The organism is Dyadobacter sp. BE31, assembly GCF_031457695.1.
GTDB lineage: Bacteria > Bacteroidota > Bacteroidia > Cytophagales > Spirosomataceae > Dyadobacter.
Genome location: NZ_JAVDXA010000004.1, coordinates 1 through 16,630, shown reverse-complemented (window position 1 = coordinate 16,630; position 16,630 = coordinate 1). Strand labels below are relative to the sequence as shown.

The 16,630-nt window shown below is 50.6% G+C and carries 13 protein-coding genes and 1 other RNA gene; 6 read left to right on the top strand and 8 right to left on the bottom strand.

The features are described 5' to 3' along the window. Nucleotides 1–139: 139 nt before the first annotated feature. The 3 genes from J2Y43_RS20770 (at nucleotide 140) to J2Y43_RS20760 (ending at nucleotide 2,668) form a co-directional block, all read left to right on the top strand. Nucleotides 140–1,027 carry an OmpA family protein gene (locus J2Y43_RS20770; protein ID WP_223403087.1) on the top strand — a complete coding sequence of 296 codons (888 nt, stop codon included), beginning with the start codon at nucleotides 140–142 and terminating at the stop codon, nucleotides 1,025–1,027. Between the two features lie 98 nt (nucleotides 1,028–1,125). After that, nucleotides 1,126–2,079, top strand: a complete 954-nt coding sequence (locus J2Y43_RS20765; RefSeq protein WP_309987899.1) for a threonine/serine dehydratase — start codon at nucleotides 1,126–1,128, stop codon at nucleotides 2,077–2,079. Between the two features lie 109 nt (nucleotides 2,080–2,188). Next, nucleotides 2,189–2,668, top strand: a complete 480-nt coding sequence (locus J2Y43_RS20760; RefSeq protein WP_309987900.1) for a hypothetical protein — start codon at nucleotides 2,189–2,191, stop codon at nucleotides 2,666–2,668. 76 nt (nucleotides 2,669–2,744) lie between these two features. Here J2Y43_RS20760 and J2Y43_RS20755 read toward each other — a convergent pair whose 3' ends face one another. The 5 genes from J2Y43_RS20755 to lpxK all read right to left on the bottom strand — a co-directional run bounded on the left by J2Y43_RS20755 (nucleotide 2,745) and on the right by lpxK (nucleotide 9,562). Beyond that, nucleotides 2,745–2,885, bottom strand: coding sequence for a hypothetical protein (locus J2Y43_RS20755; RefSeq protein WP_309987902.1), 141 nt, complete (start codon nucleotides 2,883–2,885; stop codon nucleotides 2,745–2,747). 81 nt (nucleotides 2,886–2,966) lie between these two features. Beyond that, nucleotides 2,967–5,873, bottom strand: a complete 2,907-nt coding sequence (locus J2Y43_RS20750; RefSeq protein WP_309987903.1) for a PD-(D/E)XK nuclease family protein — start codon at nucleotides 5,871–5,873, stop codon at nucleotides 2,967–2,969. A gap of 20 nt (nucleotides 5,874–5,893) precedes the next feature. After that, a complete protein-coding gene (locus J2Y43_RS20745; RefSeq protein WP_309987905.1) occupies nucleotides 5,894–6,490 on the bottom strand; it encodes a tRNA-(ms[2]io[6]A)-hydroxylase in 597 nt (198 codons plus the stop codon). Nucleotides 6,491–6,511: 21 nt separating this feature from the next. Next, a complete protein-coding gene (locus J2Y43_RS20740) occupies nucleotides 6,512–8,497 on the bottom strand; it encodes a putative porin (protein ID WP_309987906.1) in 1,986 nt (661 codons plus the stop codon). Nucleotides 8,498–8,521: 24 nt separating this feature from the next. Next, entirely contained in the window at nucleotides 8,522–9,562 is a 1,041-nt protein-coding gene (lpxK, locus tag J2Y43_RS20735; protein ID WP_309987908.1) for a tetraacyldisaccharide 4'-kinase, read from the bottom strand. A 67-nt stretch (nucleotides 9,563–9,629) separates the two neighbouring features. Between lpxK and J2Y43_RS20730 the strand changes: the two genes are divergently transcribed. Continuing rightward, the gene (locus J2Y43_RS20730) at nucleotides 9,630–10,730 is read left to right on the top strand and encodes an o-succinylbenzoate synthase (RefSeq protein ID WP_309987911.1); all 1,101 of its coding nucleotides are present in this window, start codon (nucleotides 9,630–9,632) and stop codon (nucleotides 10,728–10,730) included. Here J2Y43_RS20730 and hemF read toward each other — a convergent pair. The 3 genes from hemF to J2Y43_RS20715 are packed head-to-tail and all read right to left on the bottom strand — an operon-like array spanning nucleotide 10,698 to nucleotide 13,490. Beyond that, nucleotides 10,698–11,609: an oxygen-dependent coproporphyrinogen oxidase gene (gene hemF, locus J2Y43_RS20725; RefSeq protein WP_309987912.1), complete on the bottom strand. Its 912-nt coding sequence runs from the start codon at nucleotides 11,607–11,609 to the stop codon at nucleotides 10,698–10,700. The two genes, J2Y43_RS20730 and hemF, sit on opposite strands and share 33 nt — an antisense overlap. 59 nt (nucleotides 11,610–11,668) lie before the next feature. Continuing rightward, the gene (locus J2Y43_RS20720) at nucleotides 11,669–13,123 is read right to left on the bottom strand and encodes a M56 family metallopeptidase (protein ID WP_309987914.1); all 1,455 of its coding nucleotides are present in this window, start codon (nucleotides 13,121–13,123) and stop codon (nucleotides 11,669–11,671) included. Next, a complete protein-coding gene (locus tag J2Y43_RS20715) occupies nucleotides 13,116–13,490 on the bottom strand; it encodes a BlaI/MecI/CopY family transcriptional regulator (RefSeq protein WP_309987915.1) in 375 nt (124 codons plus the stop codon). Before J2Y43_RS20715 ends, J2Y43_RS20720 begins: the two co-directional genes overlap by 8 nt. Before the next feature lie 133 nt (nucleotides 13,491–13,623). Here J2Y43_RS20715 and J2Y43_RS20710 point away from each other — a divergent pair, with 133 nt between their 5' ends. After that, the gene (locus J2Y43_RS20710; protein ID WP_309987918.1) at nucleotides 13,624–15,924 is read left to right on the top strand and encodes a TonB-dependent receptor; all 2,301 of its coding nucleotides are present in this window, start codon (nucleotides 13,624–13,626) and stop codon (nucleotides 15,922–15,924) included. A gap of 178 nt (nucleotides 15,925–16,102) precedes the next feature. After that, nucleotides 16,103–16,474: a transfer-messenger RNA gene (gene ssrA, locus J2Y43_RS20705) on the top strand. Nucleotides 16,475–16,630 lie beyond the last annotated feature (156 nt).

Here is a 16,630-nt window from a genome sequence, read left to right as displayed (position 1 = left end):
TTTTTTGTACTTTCGCGTTTTGAAAGCACCCCGGGCGGCGACTTTTAATGTCTGTGGCTCGATTATTGATAGCGATCAGTGTAGTTACCAAATGTTTTACTTAACAGTGTTTATCTATTTTTAACAACCCTAGACGATTATGAAACAAACGCTTTTAGCCGTTGCTATGCTCTTTGTACTGGGCTCATGTGCCAGCAAGAAAAAATTGCTTTCCGCACAGAAGCAAGCCAATGAGATCCAAATCCAACTGGACAAAGCAAGAGCCGACCTGAATGATTGTGACAGCAGAACTGCTAGCTTGAATAATGATTTGAAGGCCAAAAATGACGAACTGACCAGCAAAAATGCAAAAATGAAAGAGCTGGAAGAACAGGTTGAATTCCTTAAAAAGAACAACAACAACCTTCTTGACCGTATGTCCGATCTTTCGGTAATCTCGAAAGAAGGTTCGGAAAGCATCAAGAAGTCACTCGCGATGATGGACCAGCAAGGTGCCCAGATCCGCGACCTGAACAAGAGCATCCAGCACAAAGATTCTTTGAACATGGCGCTGGTACTGAACCTGAAACGTTCATTGGCTGATGTAAGCGATGAAGACGTTCAGATCGAAGTGAAAAAAGGTGTGGTTTACGTTTCTCTTTCCGACAAGATGCTTTTCCGTTCGGGAAGCTCTGTTATCAACTCCGCAGCTGATAACGTGTTGGGTAAAGTGGCGAAAATCCTGAACGACTACAAAGAAATCGAAATTCTGATCGAAGGTCACACGGATAATGTACCTATCTCAACTGATAAAGTAGCGGATAACTGGGATCTTTCAGTACTGCGCGCAACGGCTGTTGCACGTACGCTGCAAAAGAAATACGGTGTTGAGCCGGTTCGTATGATCGCTGGTGGCCGTGGAGAATATCTCCCCAAAGTGGCTAACGATTCAGCGCCTAACCGCAGCCTGAACCGTCGTACGGAAATCATCATTACGCCGAAATTGGATCAGTTCTTCAACCTTTACACACCAAATGCTGGTAAATAAGGTAAACTGAGAAATTTTTCAGATGAGAGGGCCCGTCGGTAGCAAGACGGGCCCTTTTTCTTTTTATTGCAGGAACAATTTTCATAATATACACCGACATGACAGGAACTGTACCTACCAGAGTAACCATTGAGGCGGCGCACGCGCTCGTCAAACCCTATATTCATCACACACCTGTTTTTACTTCTCAATTCCTTAATGAGCTGTCGGGCGCAGAGTTGTACTTCAAATGCGAAAACCTGCAAAAGATCGGTGCGTTCAAAGCCAGAGGTGGGTTGAATGCGGTACTTTCTTTATCGGCGGAGCAGCTCGCGAATGGCGTCGTTACGCATTCGTCGGGTAACCATGCGCAGGCGATGGCGTTTTCGGCGCAGAAGGTAGGGGCCAAGTGTTATATCGTAATGCCCGACAATTCCCCGAAAGTAAAGATAGCTGCGGTGGAAGGTTACGGAGCAACCATTACATTTTGTAAAAACACGCCCGAAGACCGGCAGCGGACTGTCGATGAGATTGTTGCAAGGACGGGAGCCACTTTTATACACCCATTTAATAACTACGAGGTGATCACCGGGCAGGCTACTGCCGCCAAGGAGCTGATCGAAGATGTAGCCGTAACGCTGGATGCGATCATCGCGCCGGTGGGAGGAGGGGGCTTGCTAAGCGGGACCGCGCTGTCGGCCAAATACTTTTCCCCGCACACGAAGGTGTATGCGGGCGAGCCCGAAGGCGCGGCGGATGCCGTACTGTCTTTCAGAAGCGACAAAATCGAAAAGGCGCCCTACGTGAATACCATTGCGGACGGCCTGCTCACATACCTGGGCGACAAAACTTTCCCGATCATCAAGGCAGAGGTGACGGATATTTTGACGGTTTCCGACGAGGAGATCGTCCAGGCAATGCGGTATTTGTGGGAGCGGATGAAAATCGTGGTGGAACCTTCCGGGGCGGTGTCTACTGCCGCTGTTTTGAAAAATAAGGCCGTTTTTGAAGGTAAAAAGGTGGGTATCATTATTTCCGGCGGCAATGTCGACCTGGGTAAACTGCCGTTTTGAAATGAATAAATAATTGCCCCGATATGCGTATCCCGGGGTAGTGCCGTTATAGTAGGAAATTTAGGATGCGTGTTTATATTTGAAAATTGTTTACTCTTAAAATTGAAGTATGAAAAAGCTGATTTTTTGCTGTCTGGTACTACTAATGGGCGCTTGCAAGGACGACAAGAAAGACCCTGAACCGGAAACGGATTATGCAACAAGCTTTGTAGGAGTTTATGAAACCACCACCGTGGAGGGAGGGATCACCAGTAATTATAAATGGGACATCACCACCGAAGCGAAAAACCAGTTGAACATCAAATACACGAAAGCAACGAAGGTAACAGTATCGGGTACTACCATTAACCTTACCCAGGAATATCCATTGGTAGCTGTGAAAACCACTGCACAGGACAATTTCGAGGTGAATGAGAAAGTAAACGTGACCCAAAGCACGGGCGAGGCCCTGAGCGTTCGGCTGAGCGGTCTCGGCAGCCGGATCGTGAATGGGAGCGGGGTGTCGCAGATTAACATTACCCTGAAATCGTCGGAGGCCAGCAGCGGAGCGCCCAACGAGGAAGTTTACCTGGAATTCAAAAAGAAATAGTGCATTTTCAATGCAGCAAAAAGGCGGATGAGATCACTCACCCGCCTTTATTTTTGAGAGGCATTTCGACTTGATATTATAAGGATACTTCTTTAAAGTGCATTTGAAACTTGTCGAACAGGACAATCACCGGGAACGTAATGCCTACGACGAGGCAGGTGACGACAAAGGCCATTAGCCAGATAATGAAGAGGGTCAACTTTGCAACAACGATCATACCGTAAACGATTTTTTTTAAAAAGATCGCTTTGTTCCGGCAATGGTTGTAAGGCTTCGCGGGTATTTTTCGAGCGGCAAACTACCGCCCGCAAATGCCGGTGAAGTCGCAAAATTTGCAGGTCGTGAGGTCGTCGGTTTTGCGGAAGGGGACGTCCGGATCGAGCATCACATTGAGGATATCCGTCAATATCACCTCCGATTTTTCGATGAATTCCTGCGGCGCCAGCTGCTCGGTAATTTCCAGCGGATTGGCAATGAGGTTTTTCGGGTCACGGAATGAATAGAAGCCCGATTTAACAGCGTACTCGCCGAAATTGTAGGTCGTACCACGCAATTTCAGGCCGTTTTCTTCTTTCATCCGGCGGTACATCAGGTATTCATAAATCCAGAGCTGGCGCACGTAACCCATTTTGCGATCGGGATCGACGCGGATCACTTCTTCGCGGCCTGCCGGATCGGCGAGTTTTTGCTTGCCCGTCAGTTCCACGCTGCCGGTTTTGTAATCCATCACATACAACGTACCGTCTTCCGCAAGCTCAATGCGGTCGATCTTCCCACCTACGCGCACGGGCGTGTATGCGCCTTGCAGCACGAGCTGTATGCGCGTGTGCAGCGGTTGCTCGGCTGCGAGGATTTTCCGGCGAGGCTTTTGTGCCATATGATGGCGAAGGAAGGTCAGGATCTGCTGCTCGCCGATCTGATAGTAAATGCGGTTGAGGCCCAAATCGGTTACGTAACCTTTAAAAAGCCGGTCGAATTCCTCACGGAGCACGGTCGCGATCTGTTCTTCCGTCGGGTCGTTGTCGAGCAGAAAAAATTCATGGTCGAGACGTTCGAGTGACGCGTGCAGCCATGTACCGATTTTGTCCATCCCGAGCTCTTCTTCGACCTCCTCTTTCTCTTTTACTCCGGCAATGTGTTTGAGATAAAACTGCATGGAGCAGCGGATAAACTCATTGAGGTGTGTAGGGTAAATGCCTTTGCCGTCGAGGTACACCCGGATGGCGGCTACCAAGGCATCGTCCTTATGTACAACTTCTTCGAGTTCCTGCTGCTGCTTGGCTTCGAAAACGACGGTCTTGTTTTCAATGCGGATCAGCGGGTTGTATTCTGCCAGTTCGTATTCGATTTGCCTTAGAAACCGGCTTTTTTCGCCCCCGCCCGGCGCGTCGTTGGTGCTGGTGTATAAAATATGTACTTCCGAAGCCCGTTGCAGCAAACGATAGAAATGGTAGGACATCACGGCTTCCTGATGCTGGTGCGTCGGCAGCCCCACAGCCTGCGCTGCGTCGAACGGGATCAGCGAGTTCTGCCGCTTCGCCTGGGGGATAATGCCTTCGTTGACGGACAATATAATGATCCGTTCGAAGTCCAGCGCGCGGGTTTCGAGCATCCCCATGATTTGCAGGTTGCTGATCGGTTCGCCGCTGAAAGGAATGCGCGTTTGCCGGATCAGTTCGAACATAAACGATTTGAGCGTCCGCAACGTGATCAGCTCCGCCCGTTCTTCGATCGTCTGCTCGAATTGTTTGAGTAGTGAATAAAAAAGGTAGAGGTATTCGGTTTCCAGCGCATTCTTGTAATCCTTGTAAACCTCGCGCAAGAGCTCAATGAGCTGGTAAAACGAGCGGATCACTTGCTGTGCATTGTTTTTCTGCCAATGCGTGAAAAGGATTTGGAATAATGGATTACTATCTCCCAACGCGACGAGTTCTTCCGAGCTGAGGAACACCTGGTTGGTTTCGGTGATTTCGCGGAGCGTTCGCTGGATGATTGTCTGCCCGTCTTCGAGCGGCGTGAGCGCTACGTGCTCGTAATGCCGTATGAAGGGGTGGTTCAGGATTTTATCGACGGATTTGTGCCCGAATTTCGGAACACGGATCATTTTACCACTCTTGGTCCGGAACTCCACCACGTTTTGCTGTAATTCAAAAATGCCGTCCACCAACGTGTAAAGCAGCGAATTGCGCATCGAAAGGCCCATCGTAACGTTCAGGTCGCGCACGTCCTGGTCCAGCGAATACAGCATCGGGAGGAGCAGGTTCTCGTCGGCGAGGACAATGGCGGTCGGGATAGGAGCGTCGTCCGGATCGAAGCGCTTCATTTGCTGGTAAAGCTCCCCCGCGACTTTCGTTTGCAGGGTTGCATTGGGCACGCCGTAAATGGTAATGTGCTTTTCGGTAGAAAGCAGGTCGTCGCCGGTCCAGTTCCATTCGCCGAACTCCTTGCTTCGCTGGTACTCGCGGAGGCTCTTGCCGGCTTCTACCACAGTATTCTCCGACATATAATACCGGTCCGAATCCCACAGCACCTCGGCCTTTTTAGCCTTGATCAATGCAGTAACGATAGTCTGTTCCGAGGTGGTGAATGCATTGAAAGCCGCAAAATAGATCCGTTCGTCTTCCGGGCGTGCTTCCGTGAGGCCGCCAATGTCCTCGGCCAGCTCGCGGTAGGCCATTCCGCGGTAGGCCTTTCCTTTGGCGATCAGCCGCTGCCTGAACGACCGGTATACCTTATTAATATGCTCGAAAAGGGAGAAGTATTGTCTCGAACCGCCTTCTCCTTGCAGCGATTTCCCTTCCGGGAGGCTTTCCTGCCAGCGCGCGAGCGCGTGCGCCTCCGAGAGGTATTCAAAAAGGAAATCTGTTTTGACGAGGTACTGGTCAATTTTGTCGAGATCGCTCAGCAATACCGAAGCCCAGCCCATAAAGCGGTCGAACTGTACATCCGGGTCTATTTCCCGGAATGTTTCGTACAAATCGAAGAGCAGGTGTACCGGGTCCTCGATTTCCAGGCTGCAAATGCTTTCCACAAAGTCGTCGATGGCCATAATGTCGGGGCTCATCATTGCCTCGCTGGTTTCGCTTGCCAGCTCTTGCATGAGGAAAAACGCGGCCCTCCGCGTCGGAACCACTATTTGCACGTGGTCGAGCGAGGTATGGTTGGCCAGGATCCGTTTGGCGACGAGGTTCAGGAATGATGGCATCGGGAATGCGGATGTAAATGTCAGTGAATGCGGTCGCCGCGAGGTGACAGCGATAGCATGATCTCGGCTTCGGCGTGCAGGAGTTCTTTCCAGCGCGCCCTTACCTTCTCTGCCGGGACGTAAGTTTCGGCGAGTTCAAGAAATGTGCGGTAATGCCCGGCTTCGGAGATCATCAGTTCACGGTAGAACTTTTGCAGCGATTCGTCTTCCAGGTTTTCCGAAAGCAGCTTGAAACGCTCGCAGCTCCGTGCCTCGATCAACCCGCAAATGAGCAGTCTGTCGAGGAACATTTTGTTAGCGTCGCCTTTGGTGACAAGTTGCATGAGCTGGTTCACGTACTCGTCCTTGCGTTGCCGGCCGAGCGGGATATTTCTTTTCTTCAATTCCTTCAAAACCCTCTGGAAATGCCCCCATTCTTCGGCAACGATGGGCGTGAGTGTTTCCACGAGCAGCGCTTTGTCGGGATAATGCACGATGAGCGAAATGCAGCTGGAAGCAGCTTTTTGCTCACAATAGGCGTGATCTATCAAAACATCGCCGATCTGCATGGAAGCAATGTCGGTCCAGCGGGGATCGGTCGGAAGTTCCAGTCCGAGCGTTGTAAGTGATGTAGCCATATTGGTCAAAAGTTTGTTCAGCTAGTCGAACATCGGCCAATTGATCCCGAATGAAAATGACCTTGCCAGACCCAGGTAATTGGGGGTAATGTAATACCCTTTCGGAAAAAGGCCGAAGTTGCCGCCCTGGTTAAGATAAGACATTTTAAAGAATAACCTTACCCGTTTGATCCGCACATTGGCAAAGCCGTCGACTACCGCATTGCCGGCTAGTCGCGTACTGTCTTGTAAATGAAATTGTTGTGTGATAGGCATGTACGCATCGGCCATGTAAGACGAGCGGTAGCGCGCCGCGAGGCCTAGTTGGATGAAAAGCACTTTGGCATACACAAAATCAAAAGTGACCTCGCCGCTCGCGAAGAACGTCGGAATGCGCATCACGTCCTTATTATCGTTCAGCGTGAGGTAACCCATGGTCGTGAAATTCCAGCGGTTGAGGTGAATACCCGAATTGAAGCCCAGGCGCAGCAACCTGAAACCGGCATTAAGTTGCCGGGGCACCGCCGCTGTATCGTAATAAATGTAGTCGTTGATTTGATGTATCTGTGCTTCCGGCACGAACTCGATCTTCTTCGTTTTCAATACGAGCGATGCGAAAATCGTCTGGACCTTGGTAGGATCAAAGTTGTTACGCCAGTCGAAATGGTTGTTCAGATAGCGCTGTACCAGCAGGTCGGGGGCGGTTTGAATGCTCTGGAACCCGGCTTTTCCCCAGCGGGTATTCAGTTCGCCTTTGAGGCGGTATTCCACATTTTTGGCGAGGTTGAGGTCGGCCTCGGCCGTCAGGTACTGCACCGAATCTTTCAGGTAATAACCCAGCCACGCGCCGATAATGTTGTCGAATTTAAGCCCCGTGCGGTAAGTCGCATAAGGATCGCCCGTTTCGTTTTTCGACTGTGCCCCGCCGCGCATTCCGTAAAACCGTTGCCGCACATAAGCCCGGTAATTGAACCCTTCGTAAAAGCCTTTGATCCCGACTTTGTTGTCCAACAGTTTGTAGTAAATATCCTGACGCGTTTGCTCGGTACTGAATTTAGCGTCGGGATAAATCCCTTTTTCAAGTCCCCGGTCTATTTGCAGGTCGGTATAATGGTCGATGGTACTCTGCAAATCGGCCTGTTGGAAAACCTGGAACCCATTGAGCAGCCGGTATTGCTGGTACACATGGAAAACATGGCGCCGCTCCCAGGAATTGGCATTATCGCTGATTTTGGCCGCACCATCATAAGAATATTTGTCAACCACACCCGCCTCGTCCACATTCGGTATCACGCCGCCCTGTTCCGCCACCTTCATGTTCAAATGTCGGTAATGCGCCAGGATGAGGTATTTTTTGTTTTTGGAAAAGAAGCTGGTATGTGCCAGAAAAGTCCAGTTCTTGCCGAGCAATGCGGCAGAGGAAATGGAATTGGCAAAGCCGTATATTTTGTTGGAAGTCAGGCGTGTAGCCCGCATCCCGAAGTTGAACCGCGAATGCACGTTCTGGGTATAGGCGAACGTTCCGAGCGAGGTCTTCTTGGGCCCCGACATAAAATCCAGCTCGGTATGCTGCGATTTGGTGTCCACATAAGCCACGTCTTCCTGCTTGATCGCATAGGCGTCGTACACACGAAGGCCCAGCTGCGCGCCGATGTCCTCGCGCGGCTGGAAAAACAGGTTGCGTGTGGCCGTTACGTTGTTACCAAGGTCGACGAGCTTGCCCCACGCCTTGTCCATCGGCATCCACCGGTGGAAATTGGTCATACCCGTATCCACGCGGTACCGGACCGAGTCGCGGTTGTTGAGAATGTCGTGTTCGTAAAAATGCAGGGTCGAATGCGGGCCGTAGACGTTTTTGGTACTATCGTCGAGAATGGATTGTCCTCCGCCCCCGCGCGAGCCGCCACCCCCTCCGCCACCGCTCGGCATCCGGATATTGCCCGGAAGCTTCACCTGGCCGCTGGCTGTCGGGATGGTTAGGATGAAGCTGCATAAAACACACAGGAAGCTATATAAAACAATTCTCATAGAGGGAAACTCGTTCTGCCGTTGCTAAAACCGGTCGGTGGTCTGTGATGTGACCCATTGTGCAAAAGCCTGTTCGTCGTCCCCGAAATCCACGGAAACCGGAACGTACGCAAAGCGTGCTGCGCAGCCTTTTGCAACAACCAACGGTTTTAATTTGACCATATCCTTTTCAGTCGTGACCACAAAAGTATCGTTTTTTAGGTTCTTAATCAGGTCTTCGACGTCACTTGGCGTGTAATTGTGATGATCCGGAAAAACCTTTTGATCTGTAACGCTGAACCGGGTGGTCAAATATGCGGCGAATGGCTGCGGATTTGCGATTCCGGCCACCATTTTAACATTCTTTAACTCAACAGCCCCGCCTTCATACGACTGTGGGACATCGTAGCGGGTGGTAGCAAAGAAAACCGGCACGCCTGGCCGGGTATAGCGGCGGATATTTTCCATAATATACTCTTTTTCCGAAACCGGGAGGTTGGCCGGGCATTTGGTGACAATCACGGCATCGGCGCGCCGTGCGCCATGCCGCCGTTCGCGCAGCCGTCCGGCAGGGAAGGGGTGGTCCTCGTAAAAGGGCCGGTTGTAGTCGTTGAGCAGGATGTTGACGTCCCGTTGAATGGCACGGTGCTGGAATGCGTCATCGAGCAGCAGCAATTTGTTTTTGGGATAAAAGTTAAGGATCCTTTCTGCCCCCTCGACCCGTTTTTCACAAACAGCCACAACCACCTCATTTTGAAATTTGCTGTAAAACTGAAATGGTTCATCGCCGATTGTATCAGCGGAAGAGGAGTTGTCTGCGAGGTGGAAGCCTTTGGTTAGCCTGCCGTACCCGCGGCTCAATATGGCAGTGGGGGCTTTCGGAGCAAAGTGCCGTGCGAGGTATTCAATGACTGGCGTTTTACCGGTTCCGCCGACAGTAAGATTGCCTACCACGATGACTTTTTGTAGTACTTTTTCGGAACGTAAAATGCCCTTGTCGAACAGGAAGTTACGTACATCTGTGACGGCGCCGTAGATCCACGAGAGGGGCAGCAGTGCATTTTTTATCCAGGGCAGCTCTTTCATCCTGGTGCATAATTACGTAAATTTTGTCTAATATTGTGCCCCTTTTAAAATCTGACACCGCAAAATCATGCCGTTAAAAATTGTGTATAAGCCACATACGCTTCATTTTCGCAAAGAAGCGGGCACCTCTCGCGGGGTACTTACACAAAAGACATCCTGGATCGTCGTCATTACCGACTCCGAAAAACCCGGGGTGGCCGGTTATGGCGAATGCGGACCGTTACCCGGCCTGAGTGTCGACGATATCCCGGACTTTGAGGCGCAGCTTGCGGACGTATGCAGCATCTTCAATGAGCTCGACCTGGATGTATTTCCATTCAACCTTAGCATTATCCTCGAACAGCTGATTCCCGAAAACCTGCCCTCCATTCGTGCGGGTATTGAAATGGCCCTGCTGGACATTATGAACGGCGGGCAGCGGATGTTGTTCAAGAATGGTTTTTCCGGAAACGACGAGGGCATTCTGATGAACGGGCTGATCTGGATGGGTTCGTATGAAAACATGCTCACGCAGGTAGAGGAAAAGCTCTCGCAAGGTTTTACTACCCTTAAAATGAAGGTGGGCGCGATTGACTTCGAGCAGGAATGCCGGATTCTGGAAGCTGTTCGCCAACGATTTGATAAAAACACGATTACGCTGCGCGTCGATGCGAACGGGGCATTTACAGCACAGAATGCAAAAGAGCGACTTGAAAGACTGAGTGAATTCGACTTGCATTCGATTGAGCAACCTGTGAAGGCAGGCCAGCACGAGCTGATGGCCGACCTCTGCGCGTCGTCGCCGGTGCCGGTTGCGTTGGACGAAGAGCTGATCGGCGTTCCCAACTACCGCGACAAGTTTGCGCTGCTGAAAAAGCTGGCGCCACCTTTTGTTATCCTTAAACCTACATTGCTCGGCGGCTTCACGGCTACCAGCGAATGGATCGAAATCGCAAACCGACTGCATATCGGCTGGTGGATCACCTCCGCATTGGAATCCAACATTGGCCTTAACGCCATTGCGCAATACACCGCATCATTCAACAATCCGCTACCGCAGGGACTGGGTACCGGCCAGCTCTATACCAACAACTTCGATTCCCCGCTGACGGTCGAAAACGGTCATTTGTATTATCGCAAAGAGATAGCCTGGCAGCTACCAGGCCACGCCCTTGCGGAGCCAGTTTAAGGTTTCCGCTTCCGCAGTTCCCGGCTCCGGTATGAAATTGTATTCCCAGTTGGCCTGAGGCGGCAAACTCATCAGGATCGATTCCGTACGGCCATTGGTTTCCAGCCCGAACTTCGTGCCACGGTCCCACACCAGGTTGAACTCCACGTAACGCCCGCGGCGCAGGTACTGCCACTGTTTTTGTGCTTCGGTAAATGGCTTGTTTGCATATTTCTGCATTAATGCTGTGTAAATAGGGGCAAAATTCTCGCCTACCTCTTTTACAAACTCAAAAAGCTCTGTTTTGGACAAACCCTGACCGTTACCCGGTTCATCGGGTTTGAGGTAGTCGAAGAAAATGCCTCCTACGCCACGTGTTTCATTGCGGTGCTGGATGAAGAAATAGTCGTCGGCCCAGGTTTTGAACTTGGGGTAAAACGCAGGGTGATGCTTGTCGCAGGCGGCTTTCAACGTCTGGTGAAATGCGCGGGCGTCTTCTTCCACCACATAATGCGGTGTGAGGTCGATACCGCCACCGAACCAGCAGGTACCATTGTCGAGTTCGAAATAGCGTACATTCATGTGTATGATAGGCACGTGCGGGTTACGCGGGTGCATTACGATGGACACGCCCGTAGCCGTGAATTGAGGGTTTGCGTCCTCGGGCAGGTTCATCTGCGCGCGCAGCCTGGGATGTACCTCACCTCTTACGCTCGAAAAATTAACCCCACCCTTTTCGATCACCGCACCGTTCTGAATCAGTCGCGTACGGCCGCCACCGCCGGAATGGTGCTGCCATAGGTCTTCATGAAATTGTGCGCCCCCATCGGTCGTTGCGATGGCCGTGCAAATGCGGTCTTGTAAATCCTTGAAAAACGATTCTATATCTTCCACTTTCATAGTAGGTAGTCAATGCTGCGAGCGGCAAAAGTACGACGTTTCCCCTATGTGGTGCACGATTATTTCCCCTTTTTGGGCGCTTCTTTCGGGGTGAACCAGCCTATACGCGTGATGATGACCCTGTTGTTAACGCGTTCATCATACGTTTTATCGAAATAGTCGTTGGTAAGAATATCGAGCTGATATTTGTAGCCTCTGCCTTTCAATGCCGCGCCATAGAGTTTACTTAAATCATATTCGGCAATGTCTGAATACTTGTATTTGTTCAACTGCGAGTTTGGTACATGCTTGTTATTCAGCCATATTCCAAAAAGATCCATCCTTTTCCAGTTTTCGAACATTTCGGGCGTTGGCGCTTTTTTGACCGGAATATCCATTCTGAACACCGAGATTTCTTTTGCTTTGATCTGTGCTTTTTGTGCATCGCTCATTCGTTCGTAGACAGCGTAAAGCCGGTTTTCTTCGGGAGGGCTCAGTTCAATGTGAAAGTCAGTACGGCCTTTTCGATTTTTAACAGCCCTAGTGTTTTTCCCGATTGTAGCGAAGAAGTCTTGCATTTCCGCTTCTGAAACTCCGTCGTGTGCGGTTTCAACTTTTCGATCCGGTGAAAATGCCTTTCCGGAATCAGGTTGCTGCGAATAAGTCTTCTCCGACAGCGCCAATGCAAGCACCGGCAGCAGCAATGCAATAAACACCTTTTTGGCAAACTGAATGCGGCGGTTAATGTTCGTGGTCATCATGGCTAATCGTTTTTTGGTGACAGGATAATTGAAAGAACTGGCAAGAACGGTTCCGTGCTGAGCGAGAAGGGAATCGAGTAGCATGAGCTGGTATTCTTTTACGCCCGTCGGGCCGGCCAGAACGGCGTCGTCGGCGAGATATTCGTGGTTCAGCCGAATGGCCCGGCGATAGAGAAGCAGCAGCGGATTGAACCACCATAATGCGATCAGCAATTCCGTGAAGAGAATATCCAGCGAATGCATTTGCCTTGCATGGGCAAGTTCGTGCGTGAGGATTTCTTTTGGAACAGACTGGTTTTCAAATGCTTCTTGAGGTATGAAAATGAATTTGAAAAAGCTGTAAACAGGCGTGTCGCCCTGCGTGAGTACGAGTTGCGCGGTTTCAAAAGGAACGACCCGCCGCCCCGATTTGGATCTGAGAATAACCAGCATTTGGAAACCCGTTCGCATGAGTAATACGGCGGCAACCAACCCGTAAAGCAGCCAGGAAAGGTAAGCGGGCAGCGCGGCGCGCTCTTGGGCAGTAGCTCTCTGCACCGCATTATCCGCCATGGTACCCACAATGTTATGGTTTACCGGGTTATCAATAATTGCTTGGCTGGCGGTTTGTGAAGGCATTTCAATGGTCACCAGCGGGACGAGTAATGAAAATGCCATCGCCGCGAGCAGGTAAAACCGGTTGAATTGCAGCATTTTCTCCCTTTTCAGAATGAAATGGTACACCGCGAACAAGAGCCCGGAGCAAATAATGGATTTGATGAGATAGCTAACCATTTTGCTTGCGTTTGATTTCTTCGTCGATGATGTTCCTCAATTCTTCGAGCTCCTGCGTGCTCATGCTCGTGTCGCGCGCGAAAAAAGAACCGAACTGCGCCACCGAGTCGTTGAAGAAGTTTTTGATCATGCCACTCATTTGCTTGGAGAAATAATCCTTCTTCTCAACCAGCGGATGGTATTCGCGGGAGTTGCCATATAGGGTGTAGGCCACAAAACCTTTGTCCTGCATTCTTTTAAGCAGCGTCGCCACGGTCGTCGTGGCCGGTTTAGGATCGGGGAAACATTCGATCAGGTCCTTCATAAAGACCTTTTCTTTTTGCCAGATGTATTCCATGAGTTGTTCTTCGGCTTTGGTGAGTGACATGACGAGCGTGCTTTGTTCTACAAGAAGATATGTTGCTCTACAAATGTAGAATTAAAATTGAAAAATAAAAATGTCCGGTGCAACGATTCGCTTTATTTTTGTAACTGATAGTTTTGAATATCAACGTCCCCCTATGATCCGTACTATTTTACTGCTCCTTCTTTCCGTCAATTTGGTGTTTGCCCAGGAATTTACGTCCGTCGTCCGCGGGAGCGTGAAGGACGCTGACACCGGCCTGCCGTTGGCACAAGCGACCGTGCAGCTCGATGACCAGGGAAATGTAACGGACGAAGCAGGGCACTTCCGTTTTGAGGGGGTAAAGGTAGGACGGCACATTCTGACCATATCGTTTGTTGGTTACCAGACCCTCGTGATCCAGGAGATATTGCTCGAATCGGGGAAGGAAAACGTGCAGGAAGTGCGGCTCAGTGCCGCTGGGCGGCAGTTACAGGAAGCAACCGTGTCGGGGAGCAGGCCGCCGGCATTCAACAGTGTGCAGGCCATTACCGTCGAGCAGACCCTCCGCTATGCTGCCACCTACCTCGATCCCGCACGCGTGGCGACCTCCTTCGCCGGAGTAGCCGCTGCCAACGATCAGGCCAACGGGCTGGTAGTGCGCGGCAACTCACCGAACAGCATGCAATGGCGCCTCGAAGGCGTGGAGATCGTAAATCCGAATCACTTGTCGAATGCAGGCACGTTTAGTGATAGGCCGACGTCCACAGGGGGTGGGGTGAATATTTTGAGTACCCAACTCATGGGAACATCCTATTTTATGAGTGGACCTTTTCCAGCCCAGTATGGCAATGCGATGGCGGCTATTTTGGATATGTCGTTACGGAAAGGGAATAATGAAAAGAGCGAATTTACAGCACAGGCGGGGCTGATCGGGTTGGATATTGCTGCGGAAGGGCCGCTATCGAAGCGTAATAAAGGCTCCTACCTCGTCAATTACAGGTATTCATTTACCGGTTTGCTGGGGGCGATGGGTGTCAATTTCGGTGGTGAAGACATTCGTTTCCAGGATTTGTCGTGGAACGTGTCCATACCCACCAAAGGCAATGGGAATTTTACTTTTTTCGGCCTGGGTGGCGTAAGTAGCAACGATTTTAAGGCGGACGCCGATTCCCTGCAATGGGAAAATGACAAGGATGCCTACAACATTAAATACAAAAACAAAATGGGCGCATTGGGTGTCACGCTCACACAGCCCATCGGTACGCGCGGGACTTACCACGCCGCTTTCGCCATTTCGGGGCTGCATACCACGCGGTTGGCAACACCATTGTACCAGCAGTGGCAGCCTTATGGCGACATTGAAGGGAGCAGCAGGCTGACCAACAACAAGATCTCGGGCAATACCTCGTACGCCCACCGCATGAATCCAAACCATAGGCTGACGCTCGGCACATTCCTGCTGTTCCAGGAGGCAGAGCGGCCGACGCTGACGAATCAATCCCTGCACGTGTGGACAGTGCAGCCGTATGTAAACTGGGGCTGGAAAATCAGCGAATCGCTGTCGGTGGAGGTGGGCTTGCATTCGATGATCAGCAAAGTGCGGTCGGACCGGGCTGATATGCATGCTTCCGTGGAACCGCGCCTGGCACTCCGCTGGCAATCCTCGGCCGACACGAGGTGGAGCTTTTCGTATGGTATACACAGCCAGCTGCAAAGCGCGGATTTGTATACCGCTTATTATGGTGTGAGCGATAATTACAAAAATTTCCAACTGGCACCGTCGAAGGGACATTATTTTACATTGGGCTACCAGCGTAATTTCTCCAATGCCAGTATGCTGAAAATAGAGGCCTACCTGCAAAACCAGTACGACATTGCCGTTGGAACGGATCTGGAAAGGACATATTCGGCCGTTAATCTTGTGGAGCAGATCCCCAATATTTATTATGAAAACAAAGGCAAAGCCCGGAATTACGGCATTGAGGTAACTTATCAGAAACTTCTTACCAACCAGTTTTACCTTCTCGCCACCGGCTCGTTGTACAAAGCCACCTACGCCACCGCGGCTGGCCTGTGGAGCGGTACACGGTTCGACGGCCGCCACACGCTAAGCCTCACCGGCGGAAAAGAGATTAAAAGCGGTGCGCGCGGCATCTGGGGTTTCAATGCCAAAATCCTCTGGATCGGGGGCTTCAAAGAGCGCCCTATCGACGAAGAATATTCCAGAAAGCTGAATTACACCATTGAAAGTAGCGACAGTTACTCCGTCAAACTCCGCGACTACTTCCGGCCCGACCTACGCATTTACTGGAAAAAAAGCCACCGCAGCTACAACCGCACGCTGGCGCTGGATTTGCAGAACGTCTCGGGCACGCAAAATGAGGCTTACCATCGCTACGACGCATTTCAAAAGAAAGTGGTGGTACAGAAACAGCTGGGGCTGATCCCTGTGCTCAGTTATAGATGGGAGTTTTAATGATTGAATGATTGAATGATTGAATGATTGAATATTTTTTTGGTCGAAGGTGGTGTTTATCAATGGTTTGTTTCTGATGATTCAGGAATTTTTGAACATGGCTGAACTTTCCGGATTTTTAATTTGTAAACTTATCTGCAATCAAACTTTGGCTTTGTCCGAGGCTGCACTACCAAATGGGGGTGACTGGTTTTGACAGCGGGCTGAGGGCTTGTGTGTAAGCATGTCGGGAGTTGAGAGTACCTCCCGTAAATAATATTCTCAAACAATAACTGGCGAATCTACTTACGCCATGGCTGCTTAATCCGGAGGATTAACCAAATGCCATCATCTCTCCACCTAACGTGCTGCCGGGTGGGTCCAGAGGTGTCGAACCGCAGCGCTGGTTGGTATATTGATGCGTAAAACCAACGAGACCCTTGCATCTAAGGCTATGACGCAGGTCCGCCGGGAACCTTGTCAGGCTCGAAAACCGAATCACGGATAAGCATGTAGAAGGCGCAGGTTTTCCCTGTTCTGGACCGGGGTTCGAATCCCCGCATCTCCACAATTAGACGTCTGTAACTCAAAGAGTTGCAGACGTTTTTTTGTTACCATAAAGATGTAAACACGGATCAGTCCGAAAACTTGGGGGGCGATAAAAAAGTAGTTGTTTTGCGATGAATCAATATTGAATGCATTGCAAGAGTCATATTTAGCCCTAGCC